This is a genomic window from Pontibacter kalidii, from assembly GCF_026278245.1.
Lineage (GTDB): Bacteria > Bacteroidota > Bacteroidia > Cytophagales > Hymenobacteraceae > Pontibacter > Pontibacter kalidii.
In genome coordinates this window covers 1,721,965-1,745,900 of the sequence record NZ_CP111079.1, presented here as the reverse complement: position 1 = coordinate 1,745,900, position 23,936 = coordinate 1,721,965, and the positions used below count along the sequence as shown (strand labels likewise).

Below are 23,936 nucleotides of genomic sequence, written 5' to 3'. Positions count from 1 at the left end.
GGGGGGGATTACATCATGCCGCCCATGCCACCCATGCCGCCTGGCATAGCTGGGGCACCTTTATCTTCCTCCGGCTCCTCAGAAACCACGCACTCTGTCGTCAGCAGCAGGCCAGCGATAGAAGCCGCGTTCTCCAGGGCAAGACGCGTAACTTTGGTTGGGTCGATGATACCAGCCGCAAACATGTTCTCATATTTGTCGTCACGGGCATTGTAACCGTAATCGGTCTTGCCTTCGCGCACAGCTTGTACCACTACAGAACCCTCACCGCCAGCGTTGGAAACGATAGTTCTAAGCGGTGCCTCCAGGGCAGTCTTGATGATGCTTACACCTGTTTGCTCATCCGCATTATAAACGTCGATGTTGTTCAGGGCATCCAGTGCACGGATCAGGGCAACGCCACCACCGGCCACGATACCTTCCTCAACGGCAGCGCGTGTGGCATGCAGGGCATCATCTACGCGATCTTTCTTCTCTTTCATCTCTACTTCCGTAGAAGCACCGATGTAAAGGATGGCGACACCGCCAGAAAGCTTCGCCAGACGCTCCTGCAGCTTCTCTCTGTCGTAGTCAGATGTGGTTGACTCCATTTGAGACTTGATCTGGTTGATGCGCGCAACAATATCGTCTTTTGTACCGGCACCGTTAACCAGCGTCGTGTTATCTTTGTCGATAATCACTTTCTCAGCCTGGCCCAGGTACTCAAGCGTAGCGTTCTCCAGCTTGTAACCGCGCTCTTCAGAGATCACAGTACCGCCAGTTAGAATGGCAATGTCCTCCAGCATAGCTTTTCTTCTGTCGCCGAAGCCAGGGGCTTTCACAGCGGCTATCTTTAGAGAGCCACGCAGTTTGTTTACTACCAGCGTGGCAAGCGCCTCACCGTCCACGTCTTCCGCGATGATCACCAGGCCTTTACCCGTCTGAACAACCTGCTCCAGTACTGGCAGCAGCTCCTTCATGGTAGAAACCTTCTTGTCGTAAATCAGGATGTACGGGTTATCGAAGTCGGCTTCCATCTTCTCCGCGTTTGTCACGAAGTATGGAGACAGGTAACCGCGGTCAAACTGCATACCTTCCACAGTCTTCACCTCAGTTTCCGTTCCTTTTGCCTCTTCTACTGTGATCACACCGTCTTTACCAACCTTGTCCATCGCATCAGAGATCATTTTACCGATCTCAGCGTCGTTATTAGCAGAGATAGTACCCACCTGAGCGATCTCAGAAGATTTTTCGATTTTCTTGGACTGCGCACGCAGGTTTTCTACCACAGCATGAACAGCTTTGTCGATACCGCGCTTCAGATCCATTGGGTTAGCACCGGCAGCTACGTTCTTGATACCAGCCGTGTAGATTGCCTGTGCAAGTACAGTGGCAGTAGTCGTACCGTCACCCGCCTGGTCAGCAGTCTTAGAGGCAACCTCTTTCACCAGCTGCGCACCCATGTTCTCGATCGCGTCTTTCAGCTCGATCTCTTTGGCTACGGATACACCATCCTTTGTAATGGTAGGGGCACCAAATTTCTTGTCGATGATTACGTTGCGGCCTTTAGGGCCCAAGGTAACTTTAACAGCGTTTGCCAGTTTATCTACGCCAGACTTAATCTTGGCGCGAGCGTCGGCATCAAATGTGATGTTTTTAGCCATAGTTATAATGTTTTTTTACAGATTAGTTTTACTGATTGGATAAGATAAGATTAAAGAACTGCCAGGATGTCTGACTCACGCATGATCAGGTAATCGTTACCATCCACGGAGATCTCAGTACCGGCATACTTGCCATACAACACAGTGTCGCCAACGTTTACCTGTGGCTTCATCAGGGCTCCCTGCTCCGATACTTTGCCTTCACCAACGGCTACCACCTCACCACGCTGAGGTTTCTCTTTAGCAGTGTCAGGAATAATGATACCAGATTTGGTCTTTTCTTCTGCTGCAGCCGGAGCCACAATCACTCTGTCTGCTAATGGTTTGATGTTGATTGACATAGTTTTTGGTTATTTATAAGTTATGTTTATTGTTAAAGTTCCTACAATAACACCTGTGCTTTATCATTTCCTGTGCCAATACGCAGAAGGTGCCATTTTAAGCCAATTTTTCAGATTCTAACGCTAGAACAACTGCCAGGTTTGTCATTTCCTGCCATAGTGCGGAACTTTTTTGTAAATCTGTCATGCTTTCCCCGGCAGGGGCACAAACAAAAAAGCCGGCCTTTAGCAGGACCGGCTTAACCCACAGTGGGGGAGTCTTTAGTTTATTCTTGCGTTGCAGTATCTACCATCGTTGGTATCTCACCTGCGCCTGGGATAGCGGCAGTAGTGTCAGCGCCCGGAAGAGCTCCGGCAGGGGCTGTGGGCAGCTGTGACTGACGCGCGCGCTCCTCGTTTACGCTTCGCATGGTGCCTTCGCCTGAGCTACCTATCATGTGCGTACCCAGGGTAAGCACCACCAATGCAATGGCAAAGCCCCAGGTCAGTTTCTCGAGCAGGTCGCCGGTGCGCTTAACGCCCATTAGCTGGCTGGTGCTACCGCCAAACTGGCTTGATAGGCCGCCTCCCTTAGGATTCTGAGCAAGTACAACCAATACAAGCAGCACGCAGATAAAAATAATGATACTAATAAGGGCGATATACATGTTAGCTTAAGTTTTGTAATTTTTCGATCTGTTCGGCAAAGTAACTCTTTTTTTCCGGACTTTTCAAAATGAGTTGCTCATATATTTTAATGGCTTTTTTTACTTTGCCTTGCTTGAGGAAGATATTTGCCAGGCTTTCGGAGGCCGTGCCCCGCTTTATCTTAGAGCTTTTCAGGGATAGGTCTTCCTGCGGTTCCGGCTTGAGCCTGATGTTATTCAGTGTTTTGAGCCGCGGGTTTATCTTCAGGAACTGGTCGATGATGTCCTGTTGCCCATGCAGCGCCGGACCGGCTGTCTCCTCCTGCTTTACCAGGCCATGGGTTTTGCTGTACTCCAGTATCAGCTCCGGATGGAAGCCGGAAGGCCTTGGCCGGGTCAACTCATTCTCTTCCTTCAGCTGCAGCACCTCACCCATGCGACTCGACGACATCCAGTAGCCCAACACGTCCTGCTGGTACATGTCGTCTATGGCATCAAAGGCATACTTTACCTCCGTTTCCTCAGGGGCTGCTGCTTTTTCAGCTGAAATAGCAGTATCCTCTTCTTCTGCCTCCTTTATACTATAGTACAACTGGGCAGCGGTGGCCGCTTCTGCTGCGATGAGGCTGGCAAGGTCTTCTTTGGGGTGGTATACTTCTGGCTTCTCTTCCTGGTGCTGAGGAGCCTCTATCGCTTCTGGCTCCTGCAGATCATGCGGCGGGGCAGCAGGAGGCATAGGGGCTGCCGGCACTTTAGGTTCGACGTCCGGCTTTTGGGCCAGCAGGTCGGTAAAGGAAGGGCTGAGGCTTTTGATCGTCAGGAGCAGGGCCAGCTCAGAGTCCAATTTCTCCATCGGCTGCTCCAGTATGTCCTTGGTTGGCTTTAAGGAATTGATGCTTTCGGTTTCGTCCTCCTCTACAACTGCGTCCTCCATTTCCGGTATTGCCTCTTCCGCAATACTTTGCTGCGGTTCCTCGGTTATACTTTCTTCTTCTGCTGCTGTGTAAGCTGTTACAGGGTGCTCTTCCTCTGGCTCTACAATTGCCATAGAAGTCGTGTCCTCTTCAGGAGTAACCTCTTCTAGAGCAGGCTGGTTAGCTGCCGCTGCTTCAGGTGATTCTGTAACTGGGGAAGAGGCTATGGGTTGTGCTGGGGCAGGCGTTATAATTTGTTCTTCTACAGCCGTTTCGTCGAATACGGGCTCGGCTACCGGCGAAGTATAAATGATGCGCTTTAGCAGCTGACGGTTGGTGGCATAGGCCGAGGCGCGGCGCAAACGTTGGGTGGAGAGCATGCTGCCTTTATCATAGGCTGATTTAGCTAGCAGCAGGTGTGCTGTCTGGCAATAAGGAAAAGTAGCCGCCACCTTCTCCAGCTCTTCGGTTTGCTGGTCTGTGATGTTGGCTGCCTGCTGTATCAGTTGGAGAAATGCCGATTTATTCATGCTGACCTATTTCTGTAAAAGACGGCGTTACCAGTCTGCCACGGTTTTGTTGAATATATCCACCACCAACTGCTCCGACATCTGCTCGATCTGGGCAGTGGAGAGCTGGGTCACGTCCACGTTCTGCGGAAAATCCTGCGAGATGGTGAAAGTTCTTTCGAAATCCTTCTCCGGCTGCTTCACGTTGGCAAAGCGAATCTGTACGCTAAGCGTCAGTCGGTTAAGGGAGGCGATGTCCTGCTGCCCCTCGCGCTGAATAGCCGCCGGCGAATAAGTAAAGCTAACGATCTGACCTGCTAATTGCAAGTCGCCCTCGCCCTGCACAATGGCCAGGTTGGTATTGCGGCGGTAATAATTCTTCAGGTTTTCGGTTACTACCTGCGTCAGGTTAGAAGGGCCCTCTCCGGTGCTGTTCTCGATGTTTTGGATGGAGATGGTTCTAATATCGGGCGACAGGTTGGTGCCGGTAAATGAGTAAATGCCGCAGCCGCCGTTAACAAGCAGCAGTAACAGCAGTGTGTAGCTGAGTAAACGGGTTTTAATCTTCAATGTCATACTGCTTTAGTTTGCGGTAAAGGGTGCGCTCCGAGATACCCAAATCCTGGGCGGCATACTTGCGCTTGTTGTTGTGCTTCTTCAGCGCCTTCAGTATCATTTCCCGCTCTTTGTCTTCTAAAGATAGGCTTTCTTCCTCGGTTTCGTGCGGGATGTCCTCTACTTTATCATCCTCATACTCCTGCGGCTGGCTTTGCTTGATGGGCAGGTAATAGGGTTCAGCTTGCACAGGCTCCTGTTTGTAGGAACGCCCGTTGTACTGCGCCTTCTCCATGTTCTCGAACAAGTGGCTGTGCTCGCGCAGCAGGTCCTCGTCCTTTGGCTGGTGCGCCAGCATGTTAAACACCAGTTTCTTCAGCTCCGACATATCACGGCGCATATCAAAGAGCACCTTGTAGAGCAGGTCGCGCTCTGAGATAGGGCCTTCTGAGGCATTTTCTTTGGCCAGTACAGCCGGAAGCGAAGTGCTTGTCTCGCGGGGCAGGTAGTGGCGCAGCTTCTCAGCATTTATCTCGCGGTCATACTCCAGCACCGAGATCTGCTCCACAATATTCTTTAGCTGGCGGATGTTGCCCGGCCAGCGGTAAGCCAGTAAATCTTTTACCGCATCGGGTGTCAGGTAAATGGCCTGTACTTTATACTTCTCCGAAAAATCTGCGGCAAACTTGCGGAATAGCAGGTGTATGTCGTCCCCACGGTCGCGCAGGGCCGGAACAGAGATCGGTACGGTGTTGAGGCGGTAGTACAGGTCCTCGCGGAAAGTACCCTTTTCCACCGCCTTCAGCAGGTTCACGTTCGTGGCTGCCACAACGCGGACATCGGTTTTCTGCACCTTAGAGGAGCCCACTTTGATAAATTCGCCGTTCTCCAGCACACGCAGCAAACGCGCCTGCGTGCCCAGGGGCATTTCACCAATCTCATCCAGGAAAATCGTGCCGCCGTCCGTAACCTCAAAATAGCCTTTGCGGGCTTCCTGGGCACCCGTGAAAGAGCCTTTCTCGTGGCCGAACAGCTCGGAGTCGATAGTGCCTTCCGGTATGGCGCCACAGTTGATGGCAATGAACTGGCCGTGCTTGCGCGGGCTGAGTTGGTGGATGATCTTGGAAAAGGATTCCTTCCCGCTGCCGCTCTCGCCGGTGATGAGCACAGTCATTTCGGTAGGGGCCACCTGCGCCGCCACCTGGATGGCATAGTTAAGCAGCGGCGAGTTGCCGATGATGCCGAAGCGCTGTTTTATACTTTGAATATCGATAGTGCGCATGGATTTAATGTACTAATGAGTTAATGTGTTGATGTGTTAAATATGTAATGTGCCGGTTCGAAGTATTAGCACATTATCACATTAATCAATTAACACATTACTCTACCGCCTCGCCAAATAGGGTGCCTACGCTGCAGTCGTGCACGAAAACGCTCACATAGTCGCCTTTTCTGTAGTGCTTCCTGTCGAAGATCACCACCTTGTTCTGGTCGTTGCGGCCGCTCAGCTGTTCTTCTGACTTCTTAGACGGACCCTCCACCAGCACTTTATGCACCTTGCCCACGTCGCGTTTGTTGCGCGCCAGCGATGTTTCGCGCTGCTTCTCGATGATCTCTGCCAGGCGGCGTTTCTTTACCTCCAGCGGAATATCGTCCTCCAGCTTGCGGGCGGCCAGCGTACCTGGGCGCTCGGAGTAAAAAAACATGTAGGAGTAATCGTACTGCACGTAGTCCATCAACGAGAGCGTATCCTGGTGCTCTTCCTCGGTTTCGGTGCAGAACCCGGCGATCATATCTGATGAGATGCCGCAGTCCTCTCCAAGTATACTTCTGATGGCGTCCACGCGGTTGATGTACCAGGCACGGTCGTAGGTGCGGTTCATGAGTTCCAGCACGCGGGAGTTGCCGCTTTGCGCCGGCAGATGGATGTATTTGCAGATGTTGTCATACTTCTTCATCGTATACAACACCTCGTCGGTTATATCTTTCGGGTGGGAGGTAGAGAAGCGTACCCGCAGGTCAGGCGACACCAGGGCTACTTTCTCCAGCAATTGGGCAAAGTTCACGGATTCAGCTCCGTCCTCTGAAGCCCACTTATAGGAATCCACGTTCTGGCCCAGCAGGGTGACCTCTTTATAACCCTGCGCTACCAAGGCCTCCGCCTCGCGCACAATGGAATGGGCGTCGCGGCTGCGCTCACGGCCGCGCGTAAACGGCACTACACAGAACGAGCACATGTTGTCGCAGCCGCGCATGATGGAGATAAAGGCACTCACACCGTTGCTGTTGAGGCGGATCGGGTTGATGTCGGCATACGTTTCCTCGCGCGAGAGCAGCACGTTCACTGCCTTCTGGCCGCCGTCTACCTCATTGATCAGGTTGGGCAGGTCGCGGTAAGCGTCCGGGCCCACCACCATGTCCACGATCTTCTCTTCCTCCAGCAAGGACTTTTTCAGGCGCTCAGCCATACAGCCAAGGATGCCGATCATCATTTCCGGCTTCTTCTTTTTATAGTAGTTGATCTGGCCCAAACGGTTGCGCACCGTCTGCTCGGCCTTCTCCCGGATAGAGCAGGTGTTCAGGAAAACAAGGTCAGCCTGCGCAATGTCCGCTGTCGTGTCGAAGCCCTGCTCAAACATGATGGACGATACAATTTCGCTGTCGGAGAAGTTCATCGCGCAGCCGTAGCTCTCGATGTACAGCTTTCGTGCTTTGCCGGTATTGGTCTCTTTCGTTACCTGGGTATCGCAGGCAGCGGCTTGCTCCGGTGTGCGGTTATCTATAAAATCTAAGTCTACTATTGGATCCATGTTTACTCAATTACAGCTGCAAATATACTATAATGTTCTCAAAAACGTGACAGAATGGCAGAGAAGAGTTAGCGAATTTTGAATGAGTGAAGGTGTGTTGGTTGTTAGATGCTGGTTATTAGTTAGTGGTACTAAGTAAGATGAGTCAGCGGTGATGAAGTTTTCTCCGACTCATACTTCTGTAATCCTGGAATGAACACACTTAAAAAAACATCCACTCATCCACTCATTCACTCATTCAAAATTATCCCCCAGCACCTTAATCATCGCCTGCGCCTTCAGCAGGCATTCCTCATACTCACGCTCCGGGTCAGAGTCGTAGGTGATGGCGCTACCCACCATAAAACTGAGGTAGCCGTTGCCGGCATTATACTGGATGCTCCGGATCACGACGTTAAAATCGCAGTCGCCGTTTGGTTTGATGTAGCCGAAGGCGCCGGAGTAGAGCCCACGCCGGGTGTCTTCCAGTTCCTCGATCAGTTGCATGGCGCTGATCTTGGGGGCGCCCGTCATGCTTCCCATCGGGAAAGCACCGATCAGCGCATCTACCAGCTCTTTATCCGGCCTCAGTTCGCCCACCACCGTCGAGATCATCTGTGACATCTGCCGGAAGCCGTAAATCCCGAACATTTCTTCTACCTGCACGGTTCCGGTGGCGCAGGAGCGGCTCAGATCGTTGCGCACCAGGTCCACGATCATCATGTTCTCGGCCAGTTCCTTTTCATCGTGCCGCAGCTGCTGCTGCAGCAACTGGTCTTCCTCCGGCGTAAGGCCCCGGCGGATGGTGCCTTTTATCGGTTGAGAGATGAGCTTTTGGCCTTCCTTTTTCAGAAAACGCTCCGGCGAGGCGCAAAGCAGGTACTTGTCGTGCAGCTTCAGGTAACCGGAAAAGGGGGTAGGAGAAGCCTCATTCAGGGCCAGGTACAGGGGCAGAGGCTGCAGCGTTACCCCTTCGGCGAAGAACTCCATGCAATAATTCAACTCGTAAACATTGCCCTCCAGGATATGCTGCCGTACCCGCTCCACCTGTTGTATATACTTCTCCCTGCTTACCCGCTGCTGTAACCTTATACCTTGCGGAGGGGCTGGGGCAGGGGGGGCGGTAGCAAGTATGGAAGCGAGTATAAGTTCTGCATTATCTGCATAAGTATAAATAGTTATACTTGCTGCGTTAAAGTATAAGTATACTTCCGGCACAAAGAATGTCAACAGCGGGAAGCCCAAGTTATCGTAGTTCCGGCTGCTCAGGTGCTCGGTCTGGTTCTTTAGGTCATAGCCCAGGTAGCCGCAGAGCAGCGGATGCTGCTGTAGCTGCCGGCGCAGGCTCTCATAGGCGTTTTCCTCCTGCAGCTGCAGTACCTTGCCACCCGAAACGGCCAGCAGGTGCGCAAAGCCCTGGTGAGGGTAAGGGATGTCGTTGGACGTATAGTAGGCGGTCAGCGGGTGCCTGTCAGCCCAGGCAAGGGCCCTGAGCCGGAACTCCGCCATAGGAAGCGGCAACTCCTTTTGCTGTATCTCTTTCCTAAACATAGTATACCTCACATGTCCGACAGCGCCAGCTTCGCCTTGGCGTCGATACTGTTTTTATACGCATGGTGCTTGTAGCTCAGCGCCTGTTTAAAGTATGATCTGGCCTTCTGGGGCTGCTGCAACGCCTCGTAAATGTAGCCTGATTGCAGGGAAGCGCTGGGGGCAAAGTATAAATCTGTGCCTTGGCATAGGCTAATGGCCTTCTGGTACAGCGGCAGCGCCTGCTGCAACGAATCTGTGGCGTGGTAGATGCGGGCTTTCCTGTAAAAATACTCTGCTTTTACGGCTCTAGGTGTAGCCGCATTTACCTGCAGCTGCTCCAGCTCCTTCAAAGCCTCGCGGTAGTAACCGCCGTCGGAGTGGAGGCGGGCCTGCATCAGCGGCCTGACCAGCGGCTCCTGCTGCAGGGCGTACTTCTGGGCGTAGCGGTCTTCCTCGCTTTCTTCAATTCCTACTTGAGCTATTTGCTGAAAGTGCCAAGTGGCCTGCGGCTTATGGTTGCTCAGCGCGTACGCCAGGTATAGTTTATAGTTGGCCGACTTCAGGTAGTGTTTCCCCTGGTGCAGCTCCAGAAACTGGCGGTTCTCCTGTATGGATCTTTCGTAATCTGCGCGGAACAAGTATAAATCGGCGGCCATGTGGTGCAGGTACGGGAACGGATGGTAGGCTTTTCCCTTCGGGCGTCGCAGGTATACTTGCAGTGCTTCGTCGCTGGCTTGTGTCTTTTTGAGCAAGTGCATTGCCACGAACTGGAACAAGAGGTTATCCGCTTCATTTCTAGCCATTGCCTGTACCTGCCCCAATGCTTGTTCTTTGTTTTCTGGCTTCGTCAGGTGAAGTATAACGGCGTGCAGCAGCTGCGCCTCCTGGTAGAAAGGATTCTCCCTGGCGGTGGCTAATTTCAGGTTGGCCATGCCTTGTTTTACACTACCTTTCAGGCCGACGATGTTCAGGAACCATTTATACTTATCCGGGACGGAGCCAATCAGCACCTGCAGCACCCCCAGGTTCTTTTTAGTTGGAAGGAAATGAGGATGATTCTGAGCATTCTCGTTGTACTGCACGTACGCCTTGCGGAAGTCCCAGGCTGCGGATAAGCGGCTACCGAATAAAAGCTTAGACATCGCCATTTGAAGCCTGACTTCCGCCTGTGCATACGTTACCCACTCATTCTGTTGCGGTAGTTCTTCCAGCTTTTCCAATCGTTTTTCCTGCGCAGCCAGGAGCCTTTCATACTGGTGCTGGTCCTGCTGCACGCATAGTTCCAGAAAGTCGGCGTAATTGGCGAGCAGCAGATTGCGGGCGTCTTTTTGCGGCTGATGCTGCAGCAGCAGCAAGCGGCCATGGCTTACTTTCAGCTTTAGCAGCTCTTGGTAAACAATTTTTTGTTGGGGGGTAAATGTAGGAGTGGCTGCCAAGGTATGGCAAAAGAGCCAAAAGCCCAGCAGCAAAAAAAAAGGATGGGGTTTAGCCATCCTCTTTCGGTTAGTATGCAAGCGATGTTCGCTCAAGCTAATTCTTTGTTAGTACACACGCAGCTCCACACCAGCCAGAATACGGCCGCAGTGCTCGCACACGATGATCTTCTTCTGGGCCGCAATATCAGCCTGGCGCTGTGGCGGCACGGTGTTAAAGCAACCCCCGCAGGCATCACGCTTTACGGACACCACGGCAAGACCATTACGCACGTTTTTGCGGATACGGTTGTAGGCGCTCAGCAGGCGATCTTCCACACCGGAAGCGGCAGCCTGACGATCATCCTCCAGTTTCTTCTCTTCTTCCTGGCTTTCGGCTACGATCTGCTCCAGTTCCTTCTGCTTGTTCTCCAGGTCCTTGCGGCGCTCCTCGAGGCGGTGTTTTGTCTCCTCAATTTCAGAGATCTTCTGCTCGATCTGGAAGTGAGCCTCTTTTATCTTCTTCTCAGAGATCTGGATCTCCAGTTTCTGCAGTTCAATTTCTTTGGTGATGGCATCGTATTCGCGGTTGTTGCGAACATTCTGCTGTTGCTCTTCATACTTGCGGATCAGGCTTTCGGAGTCTTTGATGGCTTGCTTGCGCTGTGCGATGGAGTCATTCAGGCCGGCTACCTCATCATCAAATTTACGAACCCTTACTTCATAGCCCTCAATTTCATCTTCCAGATCCTGAACTTCTTCAGGCAGGTCTCCTCTAACTCTTTTAATTTCATCAAGCTGTGAATCGATGCTTTGAAGCTTTGATAATGCTTCCAATTTGCTGGCTACAGTACTTTCCATGTATTAAAAAGTGTATCTGACGGGGTTAGTGTTTACTTCCGATATTAAGACTGCAAAATTAGGAAAAGTTTTTGAAATAGCGTCATAAAATATCTCCTTTGTATATACCTCGCTTTCGTAGTGGCCTATATCGGCGATCATTAGGCGCCCCTCGGCATCAAAGAACTCGTGGTACTTTACATCCCCGGTTACCAGGGCGTCGGCTTCCTGTCGCAGCGCATCCTTGATCAGGAAGCTGCCGGCGCCGCCGCAAACCGCCACACGCTTTACCTTTCTGCTTCCGATGGAGGTATAGCGCAGCCCCTGCAGCTGCATTTTCTCCTTCAGATAGGCCAGAAATTCCTCCTCTGTCAGCTCCTTGTCCAGCTCCCCGATCATGCCAATACCTACTTCCTGGTTCTGGTTCTCGAGGTTATAGAAGTAATGGGCCACCTCCTCGTAAGGATGCACTTGTTTTAGCGCTGCCAGTATCTTGCCCTGTAAAACAGCCGGGAACAGCAACTCCAGTCGGTTTTCCTGCACCTGCTCCGCTTGATTGGCACTGCCGATGGCAGGGTCAGCCTGCTCCGAAGGGGTAAAGCGGCCGGTGCCAGTAACGCTGAAGCTGCAGCCGCTGTATGCGCCGATGTTACCTGCTCCGGCCTGATGCAGTGCCGCCAGCACCTTCTCGGTTTGCTCCACAGGCACAAACGTGACCAGTTGCATCAGGGTAGCGGGTTTGTTCACAAGTATGTGCTGTTGCTGCAGCCCCAGTTTGTCGGCAATTTTGGTGTTCACGCCGTTGAGCACGTTATCCAGGTTGGTATGGCTGGCGTAAATGGCAATGTTGTTTTGGATGGCCTTGATGATGGTGCGCTCTACGTAGCTGCGGCCTGTAAGCTGTTTGAGTCCTTTAAATATAACCGGATGGTGCGCCACCACCAGGTTGCAGCCTTTCGTTATGGCCTCGTCCAATACTGCCTCGGTGCAGTCCAGCGTTACCAGCACGCCGGATACTTCCGCGTTGGCGTCGCCGGTTTGCAAGCCGGCGTTATCGTAGCTCTCCTGGTAGCGGAGCGGGGCCAGTTGCTCCAGCAGGCTGGTTACTTCGTGTATTTTTGCCATAGTTTCTCTCGTTTCATTCAGTTGTTAGCATAGGCACGTTAAAATTAACGTAAATTGCGCGCGTTACAAAACCATGTTCCACTATCTTCACATACCGCTCTGGCCGTTCTCGCAGCTTTATGGGGGCATTATGCGGCTGCGCAACCTGGGCTACGACAAGGGGCTGCTGGCCTCGCGGCAGTTCAACCTGCCGGTTATCGCTGTTGGCAACCTGACGGTAGGAGGCACGGGTAAAACGCCCCATGTGGAGTACCTGCTGCGCCTGCTTCACGCGTATAAAGTTGCTACCCTCAGCCGTGGCTATAAGCGCCAAAGCAAAGGATTTATACTGGCTGACAATACTTCCTCTGCCGCCAAGATAGGGGACGAGCCTTTTCAATATCATCTTGATTTTAAGCAGGTTGAGGTGGCGGTATGCGAGGATCGGGTGAAGGGTATTGAGCAGCTGCAGCAATTGGTGCCGGGGCTGGAGGTGGTGGTGTTGGACGATGCTATGCAGCACCGCCCGGTGCAGCCGTCGCTCAACTTGTTGATCACCGATTATAACCGCCCGTTTTATCAGGACCATGTGCTACCGGCCGGAAGGCTGCGGGAACCGAGGAGCGGAGCAAAGCGGGCCGATGCCGTAATTGTGAGCAAGTGCCCGGCAAGTATAAACCAGCAGGAGCGGGAGCTGATTGTAGGGAAGGTGCAGCGCTATACTTCTCCCGGTACTCCGGTTTATTTTTCAACGTTTGCCTACGGGGCACCCGTGGCTATGGGAAACGGATCAGAAACAACAAAAAAGGTAATCCTACTGACGGGTATTGCCAATGCGGAGCCGCTGAAAAACTACCTCGGCAGCCATGGCTATACTTTGCTGAAGCATCTTTCGTATCCTGATCATCACCTTTATACTTCTGACAACCTGCAGGAGCTGAAAGAACTGCTGCAGCAGCCAGCCTATGCGGGTGCCTCTATCCTTACCACCCGCAAAGATGCCGTAAAACTGTCCGATACCGGGCTGCTGCCGCTCACGCAGGCTTTGCCGATCTTTTTTGTGCCGATTGAAGTACAGTTTATAGCAGACGGGGAGATGTTTGACCAATTGGTGCTGCAGCACGTGCAAAGCCTGGTGCATGCCTGAGGCTGCGTAATTCCATTAATATTTCACTATTTTTGAAACGTGAGAAGAAAACTATCCGCCTTTATACTTTTAGTGCTGAGTTTGCTGCTGGTAAACACGGATGCCTTTGCCCAGATCATAGACGACACCACGAAAGCGATTTACGGCCCCAAAACGGTTTTAAAGCTTTACGAGCAGGACGTGCTGGAGGGGCGCTATACGGCTGTGCCCATTGACACCACGCTGGATAACCTGCATAACGAGCGCTACTGGTATAACGACACGGCTTTTTACCAGCACCTGGGTAACATCGGCACAGCCTCTACGCCCATGCTTTTCCGGGCGCCCGACAAAATCGGCGTACGCCTGGGCAAGACCATCTTCGACCGCTATGCCTACGATCCGCACAGGATCAACTATTACGATACCCGCTCCCCCTACACGCATCTGAAGTATGTGCAGGGAGGCAACGGCGAGCAGGTGTTTGAGGTGCTTCACACCCGCAACATCAACCCGCGCTGGAACTTCGGCCTGGCCTACCAGATCCTCTCCGCTGACCAGCAGATAGGACCGGGCTCGCAGGGCCGCTCCAAAGGCATGCTGGATAACCAGGCTGTGAAGGCTTTTACCCACTACCGCTCCGAAAATGAGAAGTATGACCTGTTCTTCAACTATACCTTTATGAAGGTGGAGCAGATTGAAACGGGTGGGATCGATACCACCGGGACCAGTGCCGTGGAGTTTGAGCGCTTCGAGGAGGCACCGGTGTACCTGACGCAGGCCTCGAATGAGGAATCGCGCAACAACCTGCACCTGACACAAATATACCGCCTGGCGAAGGAGAACCTGAAAGTATACCACACCCTGGACTACTACCGCCAGCGCAACGAGTTCGTGGATGATGCCATTCCCGCCACGCTGGTAGGGGAAAGACAGCCAAATGGCACTTATTTGGGCACGACCTACCTGTACCCGACTTTCAGGTACAGCACGGGCCGCACCAGGGATGCCACGCAGTATAACGAGTTGGAGAACACCTTTGGCCTGACAGGCAACAACAAACTTTCCTCTTACAAGGCTTACCTAAAGATACGCAATGCAGGTATTACCTACAGTGCCATCGATTCTATCGGAACAGCCACTACTATTCCAGACTCGCTGCTGGCAACAGGCAACGTTTTCAAAACAATTAGCTCCAGCGGAGATTACAACCAGGTATTCATTGGCGGCGACATCAGGCTGTTTTACAAAGAACTGGCTGAGCTGACGGGTGTTGCGGAGTATCAATTGGCGGGCGATTACCGGGTTAAGGGTATGGCCAGGCTGGGCGGTGCGTACGGTACGCTGGAGCGTGTGCTCTATTCCCCAAGCCGTGTGCAGCGTTTTATGCTGAGCAATCACTTTGAATGGGAGAAAGACTTTGGCAATATTGTGATAGACCGTATTGGCGCAGGCTTGCACCAGAAAATAGGCAAGCGGCAGCACGTAAAGCTGGACGGGCATTTCACGAACGTAAAACGCTGGGTATACTTTAACGAGCAGGCTGTGCCGGTGCAGGCAAGCGGAAACCAGCGCTTCTGGGGTGGCAGTGTGGCACATAAAATTAACTTCGGCCCGCTGCATTTCGATAATTACGTTGCCTATCACAACACCGACGAGGCCAATAACATACGTATACCGGATTGGCTGGTGGAGTCGAAGTTATACTTGCAGGGGCCGCTGTTCCGCGAGGCTTTGTTCCTACAGGTGGGGGTACAGGGTACGTATGCATCGGAGTACTATGGCTATGGCTACATGCCGGTAACGCAGCAGTTCTTTGTTCAGGATGCTTATACCGTGCAGGGCTACCCGGTGGCCGACGTTTTCCTGAATGCCGATATCAAAACGGTGAATGTTTTCCTGAAAATGAGCCACATCAACCAGGGTTTGTCCGACCCCTATTACTTCCAGACGCCACTATACCCGGGAATGCGCCGCAGCTTCGTGTTTGGCCTTACCTGGAGGTTCTTCGATTAATAATTATTGATTGATAATTGTTCGTTATGGATGCGGAAATTAGTGCCCTGGCCTCAGCACAAATGGCGAGCCTATACTTCACTACCTGAGAGATCTTATACTTGCGGCAAGATGCAGCGTATCGCGGTGCCGGCGCAGGAGGAGAAAACCTTTTTCCCGCACGTTACCTCATTTACATATCCACTTATTCACTCATTCAAAATTATACACCCATGTCTGCTACTCAACCGACCAAAACCATACTTCGCCTGGAGCTGCCTACCGACCCGCGTTGGGTAAATATTGCCGAGAAGAACATTGAGGAGATCCTGGTGGACCATGCCTATTGCGAGCAAAAGGCCGCCACTTCCGGCATCTCGCTTATCGTGAAGTACCCCGACAAGGAGCGGCTGGTAGAGGAAATGACGGAGCTGGTGGCCGAGGAGTGGACCCACTTTGAGCGCGTGCTGGAGCAACTGAAGAAACGCGGTTACGGACTGGGCCGCAACCGGCCGGATGAGTATGTGGTGGAGCTGACAAAGCACATCCGGAAGGGAAACAAACGCGAGCGCCAGCTCATGGACCACCTGCTGGTAAACGCCCTGATCGAGGCGCGCAGCTGCGAGCGCTTCAAGCTACTTTGGAAGAACATCCAGGACGAGGAGCTGCAGAAGTTCTACTACGAGCTGATGGTGTCAGAGGCTGGGCACTATGTTAGCTTTGTAAAGCTGGCCAAAGAGTACATGCCCGCCGAGGAGGTGGACGCCCGCCTGAAGGAGCTCCTCGCCATCGAAGCCGACATCATCCGTAACCTGGAGCCCCGCCCCGACAGGATGCACTAGAACATTTAGCAGAGATCAAGTATCAATAATTTAAACAAAGGCTTGTGACGGTTTCACAGGCCTTTGTTTTTTATGTTTCCTTACATTGATAGTTGTTCATTGTAAACTGATAATTGAAATCAAGTTTTCTGCTTCTTCTTTTTGGCTGCCGGGAAGAGGATATTGTTCAGGATAAGGCGATAGCCTGGGGAGTTAGGGTGCAGGGTCAAGTCCGTGGGGTCTTCGCCCACCAGGTGCTGGTAGTCTTCCGGGTCGTGGCCTCCGTAGAAGGTCCAGGTGCCGCGGGCATAGGTGCCGTGCATGTAGCGTATCTCGCCCAGCTCCTTGTTCTCGCCCATTACCACCACCTCCGGTTTTACCAGCCTTTTCCGGAACGCTGTGGTCTGGCCCATAAAGCCCTTGATGGTCTTAACATGGTTCTGCGTGAGCATGGTTGGGATGGGGTCCCACTTGGCGGAGAAGGTGAACAGCTGGAAATAGTCATTCGCTTCATTTACCGGGCGCTCTTGCGGCTGCATGTCGATGTCGGAGTACTCATACTCTAGCGGGTTGCGGGATATCGTGAAGTCCTGGAAAGCAAAGGTTTTGCTGTAGTCCAGCTTGCTTTGCGCGTTCGGGTCCGCGGCATCCCCATCGAACATAGCTTCCACAATGTCCACGCCCTCGGCAGCCAGGGCAATATCATAGGTGTCGGTGGCAGAGCACATGGCAAACAGGAAGCCGCCGCCCGCTGTGAAGTCTTTGATCTTGTTCACTACTGCCATCTTCAGCTGCGACACCTTCGCAAATCCCAACTCCTTGGCCGACTCCTCCGACTCGCGCTGCTGTTCCTGGTACCAGGGGTAGTGGCGGTAGCTGGCGTAGAACTTACCATACTGCCCGGTAAAGTCCTCGTGGTGCAGGTGCAGCCAGTCATACTTTGGCAGCTGGTCCTGTACAATCTCCTTGTCATAGATCACATCGTAGGGGATCTCCGCATACGTCAGCACCAGGGTCACGGCATCATCCCAGGGCATCTTCGATTTAGGGGAGTATACCGCCACTTTGGGCACCTTCTCCAGCTTCATGATGTCCATATTCGCCTCCGGGGCGCCGATCTCCGTCAGGATGCCATTGTACTGCGCGTCCGAGATAACGGTATAGCTCACACCGCGCACGATCAGCTCGTTCTCCAGTTGCGGCATGTGGTTGAAGGCGAAGCTTCCGCCGCGGTAATTGAGTAGCCAGTCTACGGGCACGTTTTGGCCCAGCACCCAATACGCGATGCCGTAGGACTTCAAGTGGTCTTTCTGCGCCTCATCCATCGGCACCAGAATGGTGCTTGCCAGGACTGGAAAGTATAGGGTAAGCAGGCAAAGTATTAGTGCAGTGGTGCGGAAAAACATCTGGTTTGTCTTTAAAAAGTAATCGACTGTATAAAAGTGGTTCTTTTTTCAGAAAATGCCACTATCTTAGAAGCAGCGTGGTGATTTTTATACTTAACGTAAAAGATAACAAAAGCGCACATCTTTTCAACCGATGAACCTACTCGAAAATATTTTAGAGGGCCTCCGGGCCATTCAAAGCAACCTGCTCCGCACCGTGCTCACGGGCCTGATCATCTCTATTGGTATCATGTCGCTGGTGGGTATACTCACGGCGGTGGACGGCATGAAGCAGTCGCTCACCCAGACCTTCGCAAACCTGGGTGCCAACTCCTTTGACATCCGAAGAAAAGGGATGAACAACCGTGGGAGCCAAGGCGGGCGCGTGGAGAAAGTATACCCCAACATCTCCTACGAGCAAGCCATGCAGTATAAAAGCCAGATGCAGGACGAGGCGCGCGTCAGCCTTTCTGCCTATGTGTCGGGCGCCACAGTGGTGAAGAGCGAGACGGAAAAGACCAACCCGAACATCAACATTGTAGGTGCAGACGAGAATTACATGCTCAACAACAACCTGAACCTGGCAAAAGGCCGCGATTTTTCAACCTTCGAGCAGGAGCAGGGCACAAACGTGGCGATCATTGGCAACGAGCTTGCCACAACGCTTTTCAAAAATAAAGATGCCCTCGGAGAGTATATCTCCTTTCTGGGTCGTAGGTTCAAGATTGTGGGCCAGATGGAGAAGGCCGGCAGCAGTATGGGTGGGAGCAGCGACAGACGCATACTCATACCCCTGGAGACCGGCCGCCAGATACCCCGCACCGGCAATGCACAGCTGAACTACGATATAAAAACAGCCATTTACCGGGCGGATGAACTGAACTATGTAATGGGGGAGGCCACCGGCACGATGCGTAATATCCGCCAAGATGGACTTGGGCAAGAGGACTCCTTTGAGATTCGCCGGTCAGACTCCCTGGTGCAAAGCCTGGATGAGATATCAGGTTACCTCAAGATTGGCGGCGGGGTTATAGGCTTTATCACCTTGCTGGGTGCTTCGGTTGGTCTGATGAACATCATGATGGTTTCGGTGAACGAGCGTACCCGGGAGATCGGCGTGCGGAAGGCGCTGGGGGCAACTTCCTTTCAGATCCGGCAGCAGTTCCTGATCGAGGCCATTGTGATCTGCGTGCTGGGCGGCCTGGCAGGTATTTTACTAGGAATCTTGATGGGCAATGGTATCTCCTCGCTTATTACGCAGGGAGGAGGAGGGTTCTTCGTGCCGTGGTTATGGGTGTTTGTTGGCCTTACGATTTGTGTCCTGGTTGGCGTTATCTCCGGTTATTACCCGGCTTATAAGGCCTCAAAACTGGATCCGATTGAGTCTTTGCGGTATGAGTAGGAGAGTTCGCTTTAATTCTCATAATGATCCTATGCATCTTTGGTTAACTCTATAAAAACCGCCAACATCGTCAAAGGATAATAATATATTCCAATCTAAGAGTACGTCAATTAAATAAGCCATATCTTTTTTGTTAATTGGTATTTTTTGCCATCCATTTTCTCCGAAAAAATGACTTATGGTAAAGTCTTTACCCTTGGCTCTAATTGAGTCAATCATTACACTTGGTTCAACAATGGTAACATTAGTAATACTGACATTGTCTAATATAAACTCTGATTTTCCTTTAACAAGAGAAGCGATTGCCATTGAATCTGTAGGATGATTATTAGTTTCAGCTATTCTAACAAGGTGCCATAGATCATAGCTAACAATCCGAAAACTATCATTTTTATAAATTGCTTTAACAGTAAACGGGTACGGCCCTATTCTTGGTCTTGGTAATTCTCCTTCTTTAAGTTGGGTTGGATAAGTGTCCATAATAGCCTCAACAACACATTCAGGTCTAAGCAAACTAATACTCTCTTTTTTACTATCATTAACACAACCAATTAGAAAGGGATGGATAAATAAAAATGCGATTAACCTACTAGCAACATGCTTTCTCACCCTTTTGAACTTAAATTATTTCTTTTGATGGCTTAGTGTCATCTATACTTTTACTGAGCTCATGCAAAGACTGAGCACAGCAGGTTCTACAATTCAAGATTACAAAATAAAGCCTGCAACAATCAAGTTGCAGGCTTTTCTGTTGGTATGAGTATGTCAAAAGCTTACTTCTTCTTTTCTGCTTCTTTTTTCTTGTCAGCCGCGGCTTTCTCAGACTCGTAATTCTTGTTCAGGGCAGATACTACGCTGGAAGTGATGTCTAGGGTAGAGTCGCCGTACAGGATGGCGCTGTTGCCACGCTGGTAAGTTAGCACCATCTTATAGCCTTCTTCGTTGCTCAACTGCTTGAGGTACTCCTCCACGCGGTCGTAGATCTTCTTCATCTCCTCAGACTCCTCCGTCATCAGCTCGTTGCCAGAGCTCTGCTGCAGGGCCTGCAGTTGCTGCTGCTTTTGCATCAGGCGTTGCTCAGTGGCTTGTGCCTGCTGCTGCGTCATGCCGCCGGCATTCTGCTGAAAGCGCTGTACTTCTTTCTGAAACGACTCGGCCTGGGTACGCAGGTCCTTCTCCTTCTGCTCGGCTTTGGTCTGCAGGCGGGTGCGTACATCCTTAAAGTATTCGTAGTTGGCCAGCAGGGAGTCAGAATTCACATACACGATATCCGGCTTACTAACGGCTGTCTCTGTGTTGGCAGAAGCGGCAGTAGTGCCGTTAGTGGGGTTTTGATTGCAGGCTACCATCATGGCAGAGGCGGCAGCCAACCCTAATGTCATTTTTAAAACTTTCACGCTTTATCTTAATTTGTTTGTTGGAAGATTTCGCAGCTTAAATATAAACCATTTCCCAGGCAAAAACCTAATGCCGGAGCACCTCCTGGAAAGTTTCCTCTGCTTCCATGAGTCCCTGCGCATCGATCTGGGTCAGGCGCACATGTTTTGTCTCGTTTATCAGCACCGGATCATACTTGGCTACCACGCGCACGTAGTTCTCCGTCCAGCCTTCCATCTGGCCGTCCTTCACGTCATCCTCGAAGAGCACCGTAAACTCGCTACCGATTTGCTGTTCATAGAAATGGCGCTTTTTCTTCTCGGAGAGGATGCGCAGCATGTCGGCACGGCGGTTGCGGTCCTTTATACTTACCTTGCCCTCCATGTCCGGGGCCAGCGTGTTCTCGCGTTCAGAGTAGGGAAACACGTGCAGGTAGCTCACATCCAGCCCGTTTATGAAGTTATAGGTCTCCAGGAAATCCTCCTCCGTCTCGCCCGGGAAGCCCACGATCACGTCTACCCCGATGCAGCAGTGCGGCATCAGCGCTTTTATCTTGGCCACGCGGTCGGCGTAGAGCTCGCGCTGGTAGCGGCGGCGCATCAGCTTCAGGATCTTGTTGGAGCCCGACTGCAGCGGAATGTGGAAGTGCGGCATAAAGCGCTTGCTGCCTGCCACAAACGCTATGATCTCATCCTTCAGCAGGTTAGGCTCAATGGAAGAAATCCGGAAACGATCGATTCCTTCGACCTTGTCCAGTTCCTGCACCAGCTCAAAGAAAGATTCCACGCGCTGTCCGTCCTGGATGCCAAAGTCGCCGGTGTTTACGCCGGTCAGCACGATTTCTTTTACGCCAGACGCCGCAATCTCATTTGCAGACCGCACCACGTTCTCGATACTATCGGAGCGGCTGTTGCCGCGCGCCAGCGGGATGGTGCAGAAGGTACAGGAGTAGTCGCAGCCGTCCTGTACCTTCAGAAAGGTGCGGGTACGGTCGCCGAAAGAGTAGGAGTTATGGAAGGTGTTAGCCTCCGAGATTGGGCTGGCGAAAACCTGCGCCTTATCTTTTTTCTCGAATGTCTCCAGGATATCCACCAACTGAAACTTCTCGGCGGCCCCCAGTACGGCGTCTACGCCCGGAATCTCGGAGATTTCCTTCGGTTTGAGCTGGGCATAGCAACCCACTATGGTAATGAAGGCGTCCGGAGAGTGCTTGAGCGCCTCCTTCACAATCTTGCGACATTTCTTATCGGCGTTATCCGTGACCGAGCAGGTATTGATAACGTAGATGTCCGGTGTATCGGTAAACTCCACCTTCTCAAAACCCCGCTCCTGGAAAATTCGCCCGATGGTGCTGGTTTCGGAGTAGTTAAGCTTACATCCTAGGGTATAAAAAGCTACTTTTTTCATAATCAGGTGGCAAAGTTAAGAAATATTATTGTGAAAGAGTGAATGTAAGGCATAGGATGTAGTGTTTTGCAGATCAGTGTCTTACGGAAGTTATACGGTGATGCTTTATACTTGAGAGGGTGCATCTGAAAGATCACTTCCCCACAAAATCCTCAAAAGAAAACTGCATGTAGGCCTGGCCATTCTTCAGTTGTTCTTCTGTGACACCTTCTTCTTTTATAATGGGCTGTTTGGCCACGTTGTCATAAACCAGAATACCCTCCGGGGTGATGTAGCCAAAACCGTCGTTGTAGACATAAAACGCGAAAGGAGAGGAGCTTGGTGCCAGCAGGTTACGGCTCCACGCAAAATCCTGGTGCGGCAGCTGCAGCAGTGCCAGCAAGGTGGCGGCAATGTCGGTTTGGCTGCCGATGCCCTCTACCGTAATGCCTCCTTTTGCTAAAGCGCCCCCCGTAAGTATAAAGGGCATTCGGAACTTACCCGGGGCGTGATTCGGCTCGTTGCCGGGAAAACGATGGCCATGGTCGGCGGCAAGTACAACAACTGTGTTCTGCCACCAGTCCTGTTGCTTTGCCTCTTCTATAAACTTGCCCAAAGCCCAATCGGTATAGTACACACTGTTCCGGAACTGCGCCTCTTCACCGGTACCCGGGAATTTGGCCGGTATTGGAATTTCGAAGGGCTCGTGGCTGCTCAAAGTATAAACGGTGCTGAAAAACGGCTCCTTTTCCTGTTTCAGGTCCTGCTGCACGCGCGCAAACAGCACATGGTCGTGCGCCCCCCACTTGGAGTTATAGGTACTCGGGTCGAAATCATACTTGTCTACCAGCCGGTCGTAGCCGCCGTTGCGCAGGTATGACTTGATGTTGGCGAACTCGAGCTCGCCGCCGTAATAGTAGCTGGTGCTGTAGCCCTGAGCCTCGAACACCTGGCTCAGTTGCGGCAGTTTCTCTGTTTTCTTTGGGTACTTAATAATAGAGGTGGTGGTTTGCACCGGATATCCGCTCAGCAGGGCCACCATCCCTTTCTCGCTGCGCTCCCCGGAGGCATAGATGTTAGTGAAATTTATACCTTCTGCAGCCAGTATGTCCAGGTTGGGCGTTACGCCCTTCTCGCCCCCAAGGCTCTCTACGAACTTGGCTGTGTAGCTCTCCAGGATGATGAACAGCACGTTGGGCTGCTGCACGCGCAGCAGCTGCTCCGTAGTGTCCGTGGAAACGGCAGCGTATAATTCCTGCACCAGCTCCTGCGCCTGTTCCTCCGGCATATACTTATAGGGGTTGCTGGTCGACTCCTCATACTTGAGCAGGGCGTGCATCAGGTTCCAGGGCATGTTCAAACCGGCATGGTTGGCAAAGGGCTTGTCCGAAAAATAGGCCACGCTCTGGTTGATCGGGATCTGCTGCCAGCCGCCGCGCAGCGGCAGCACCAGCAGAGCGGCAAAAACCAACGAAGCGCCGGCCAATAACCACCTGTTTTGGGGCATCTTATACTTTCTCAGGTCAAAAAAGCGACGGTACAGAAAGATAAAAGCCACCGAGATCGACAGCGTTACCAGGAAAAGTATGAACAGGGGTGCCGTAGCGGCTGAGGCAGCCATTTCGGCCGGGGAGTTTAGGTACTGCAGGGGGGAGGTATCCAGCCTGAATCCCCAGTGGCTGTAAAGCTCCAGGTCCACGGTGAGCAGTGTCGACAGCAGCGCCAGCAGCACGAATGTATAATAGCGGATAACCTTACCCACTTGCAGCCGCGGCCACAGGCTGATCAGCAGCAACAGCAGGAATGGCAGTATACTTATGTAAGCAGCAAAGGAGGCATCCAGCCGCAGGCCATACATAAAAGTATGAAATACATCTGAAGAGGTGAGTTCAGCGCTGCGGTCGAGGTGGTAAACAAGAAAAATAGCCCTGGCTACGATAAAGTATAGTATCCAGAACAGAAAGTATAAGGGCTGGAATAGGATGCGGTTTTTCACAGCGCAAATATAAAGTATAAGTCAGCCTCCCATAACAGATTATTTCCGGAGATAGTTCTTGGGCAAAAACGGGAGGGGTAAATTAGCAGGGGGTGTACAGGAAACAAGGTGGTCCTTTCGAAAGTAGCCTTTAATTTATAGGGGGTGTTAATGGCTCTTGTAATATATTTTTAAAATACCCC

20 protein-coding genes are annotated in these 23,936 nt (G+C 52.0%); 4 read left to right on the top strand and 16 right to left on the bottom strand.

What is annotated here, in order from left to right; all coding sequences use genetic code 11:
- Window positions 1-8 precede the first annotated feature (8 nt).
- The 11 genes from groL to OH144_RS07450 form a co-directional block, all read right to left on the bottom strand.
- Window positions 9-1,643 carry a chaperonin GroEL gene (groL, locus tag OH144_RS07500; protein ID WP_266205681.1) on the bottom strand — a complete coding sequence of 545 codons (1,635 nt, stop codon included), beginning with the start codon at window positions 1,641-1,643 and terminating at the stop codon, window positions 9-11.
- 50 nt (window positions 1,644-1,693) lie between these two features.
- Window positions 1,694-1,984: a co-chaperone GroES gene (gene groES, locus OH144_RS07495; protein ID WP_266051307.1), complete on the bottom strand. Its 291-nt coding sequence runs from the start codon at window positions 1,982-1,984 to the stop codon at window positions 1,694-1,696.
- A 266-nt stretch (window positions 1,985-2,250) separates the two neighbouring features.
- The gene (gene secG, locus OH144_RS07490; RefSeq protein WP_266205680.1) at window positions 2,251-2,631 is read right to left on the bottom strand and encodes a preprotein translocase subunit SecG; all 381 of its coding nucleotides are present in this window, start codon (window positions 2,629-2,631) and stop codon (window positions 2,251-2,253) included.
- 1 nt (window position 2,632) lies between these two features.
- On the bottom strand, window positions 2,633-4,054 hold the full coding sequence (locus OH144_RS07485; RefSeq protein WP_266205679.1) for a hypothetical protein: 1,422 nt from the start codon (window positions 4,052-4,054) through the stop codon (window positions 2,633-2,635).
- 27 nt (window positions 4,055-4,081) lie between these two features.
- Window positions 4,082-4,609 carry an LPS assembly lipoprotein LptE gene (lptE, locus tag OH144_RS07480; protein WP_266205678.1) on the bottom strand — a complete coding sequence of 176 codons (528 nt, stop codon included), beginning with the start codon at window positions 4,607-4,609 and terminating at the stop codon, window positions 4,082-4,084.
- Window positions 4,593-5,870 (bottom strand): sigma-54 interaction domain-containing protein, encoded by a 1,278-nt coding sequence (locus tag OH144_RS07475; RefSeq protein ID WP_266205677.1) that lies wholly within the window; start codon window positions 5,868-5,870, stop codon window positions 4,593-4,595. The genes lptE and OH144_RS07475 overlap by 17 nt, the downstream gene beginning before the upstream one ends.
- A 97-nt stretch (window positions 5,871-5,967) precedes the next feature.
- On the bottom strand, window positions 5,968-7,398 hold the full coding sequence (gene miaB / locus OH144_RS07470; protein WP_266205676.1) for a tRNA (N6-isopentenyl adenosine(37)-C2)-methylthiotransferase MiaB: 1,431 nt from the start codon (window positions 7,396-7,398) through the stop codon (window positions 5,968-5,970).
- Between the two features lie 234 nt (window positions 7,399-7,632).
- Window positions 7,633-8,928 carry an anthranilate synthase component I family protein gene (locus OH144_RS07465; protein ID WP_266205675.1) on the bottom strand — a complete coding sequence of 432 codons (1,296 nt, stop codon included), beginning with the start codon at window positions 8,926-8,928 and terminating at the stop codon, window positions 7,633-7,635.
- Window positions 8,929-8,936: 8 nt separating this feature from the next.
- Window positions 8,937-10,403 carry a tetratricopeptide repeat protein gene (locus OH144_RS07460; protein WP_266205674.1) on the bottom strand — a complete coding sequence of 489 codons (1,467 nt, stop codon included), beginning with the start codon at window positions 10,401-10,403 and terminating at the stop codon, window positions 8,937-8,939.
- Window positions 10,404-10,451: 48 nt separating this feature from the next.
- The gene (locus OH144_RS07455) at window positions 10,452-11,183 is read right to left on the bottom strand and encodes a zinc ribbon domain-containing protein (protein ID WP_266205673.1); all 732 of its coding nucleotides are present in this window, start codon (window positions 11,181-11,183) and stop codon (window positions 10,452-10,454) included.
- A 3-nt stretch (window positions 11,184-11,186) separates the two neighbouring features.
- Window positions 11,187-12,287, bottom strand: coding sequence for a Nif3-like dinuclear metal center hexameric protein (locus OH144_RS07450; protein WP_266205672.1), 1,101 nt, complete (start codon window positions 12,285-12,287; stop codon window positions 11,187-11,189).
- 73 nt (window positions 12,288-12,360) lie between these two features.
- Here OH144_RS07450 and lpxK point away from each other — a divergent pair, with 73 nt between their 5' ends.
- The 3 genes from lpxK (at window position 12,361) to miaE (ending at window position 16,229) form a co-directional block, all read left to right on the top strand.
- Window positions 12,361-13,413, top strand: a complete 1,053-nt coding sequence (lpxK, locus tag OH144_RS07445) for a tetraacyldisaccharide 4'-kinase (RefSeq protein ID WP_266205671.1) — start codon at window positions 12,361-12,363, stop codon at window positions 13,411-13,413.
- A 39-nt stretch (window positions 13,414-13,452) separates the two neighbouring features.
- Window positions 13,453-15,408 carry a putative porin gene (locus OH144_RS07440; protein ID WP_266205670.1) on the top strand — a complete coding sequence of 652 codons (1,956 nt, stop codon included), beginning with the start codon at window positions 13,453-13,455 and terminating at the stop codon, window positions 15,406-15,408.
- A gap of 212 nt (window positions 15,409-15,620) precedes the next feature.
- The gene (miaE, locus tag OH144_RS07435; protein ID WP_266205669.1) at window positions 15,621-16,229 is read left to right on the top strand and encodes a tRNA-(ms[2]io[6]A)-hydroxylase; all 609 of its coding nucleotides are present in this window, start codon (window positions 15,621-15,623) and stop codon (window positions 16,227-16,229) included.
- Between the two features lie 119 nt (window positions 16,230-16,348).
- Here miaE and OH144_RS07430 read toward each other — a convergent pair whose 3' ends face one another.
- A complete protein-coding gene (locus tag OH144_RS07430; protein ID WP_266205668.1) occupies window positions 16,349-17,614 on the bottom strand; it encodes an asparagine synthetase B in 1,266 nt (421 codons plus the stop codon).
- A gap of 133 nt (window positions 17,615-17,747) precedes the next feature.
- Here OH144_RS07430 and OH144_RS07425 point away from each other — a divergent pair, with 133 nt between their 5' ends.
- Entirely contained in the window at window positions 17,748-18,995 is a 1,248-nt protein-coding gene (locus OH144_RS07425) for an ABC transporter permease (protein ID WP_266205667.1), read from the top strand.
- 18 nt (window positions 18,996-19,013) lie between these two features.
- Here the strand turns inward: OH144_RS07425 and OH144_RS07420 are convergent, their stop codons facing one another.
- From OH144_RS07420 to OH144_RS07405, 4 genes are all read right to left on the bottom strand, one after another.
- Window positions 19,014-19,604, bottom strand: coding sequence for a hypothetical protein (locus OH144_RS07420; RefSeq protein ID WP_266205666.1), 591 nt, complete (start codon window positions 19,602-19,604; stop codon window positions 19,014-19,016).
- A gap of 164 nt (window positions 19,605-19,768) precedes the next feature.
- A complete protein-coding gene (locus OH144_RS07415) occupies window positions 19,769-20,392 on the bottom strand; it encodes an OmpH family outer membrane protein (RefSeq protein ID WP_266205665.1) in 624 nt (207 codons plus the stop codon).
- A 67-nt stretch (window positions 20,393-20,459) separates the two neighbouring features.
- Window positions 20,460-21,779, bottom strand: coding sequence for a tRNA (N(6)-L-threonylcarbamoyladenosine(37)-C(2))-methylthiotransferase MtaB (gene mtaB / locus OH144_RS07410; RefSeq protein ID WP_266205664.1), 1,320 nt, complete (start codon window positions 21,777-21,779; stop codon window positions 20,460-20,462).
- Between the two features lie 133 nt (window positions 21,780-21,912).
- Window positions 21,913-23,754 (bottom strand): LTA synthase family protein, encoded by a 1,842-nt coding sequence (locus tag OH144_RS07405; protein WP_266205663.1) that lies wholly within the window; start codon window positions 23,752-23,754, stop codon window positions 21,913-21,915.
- Window positions 23,755-23,936: the final 182 nt, after the last annotated feature.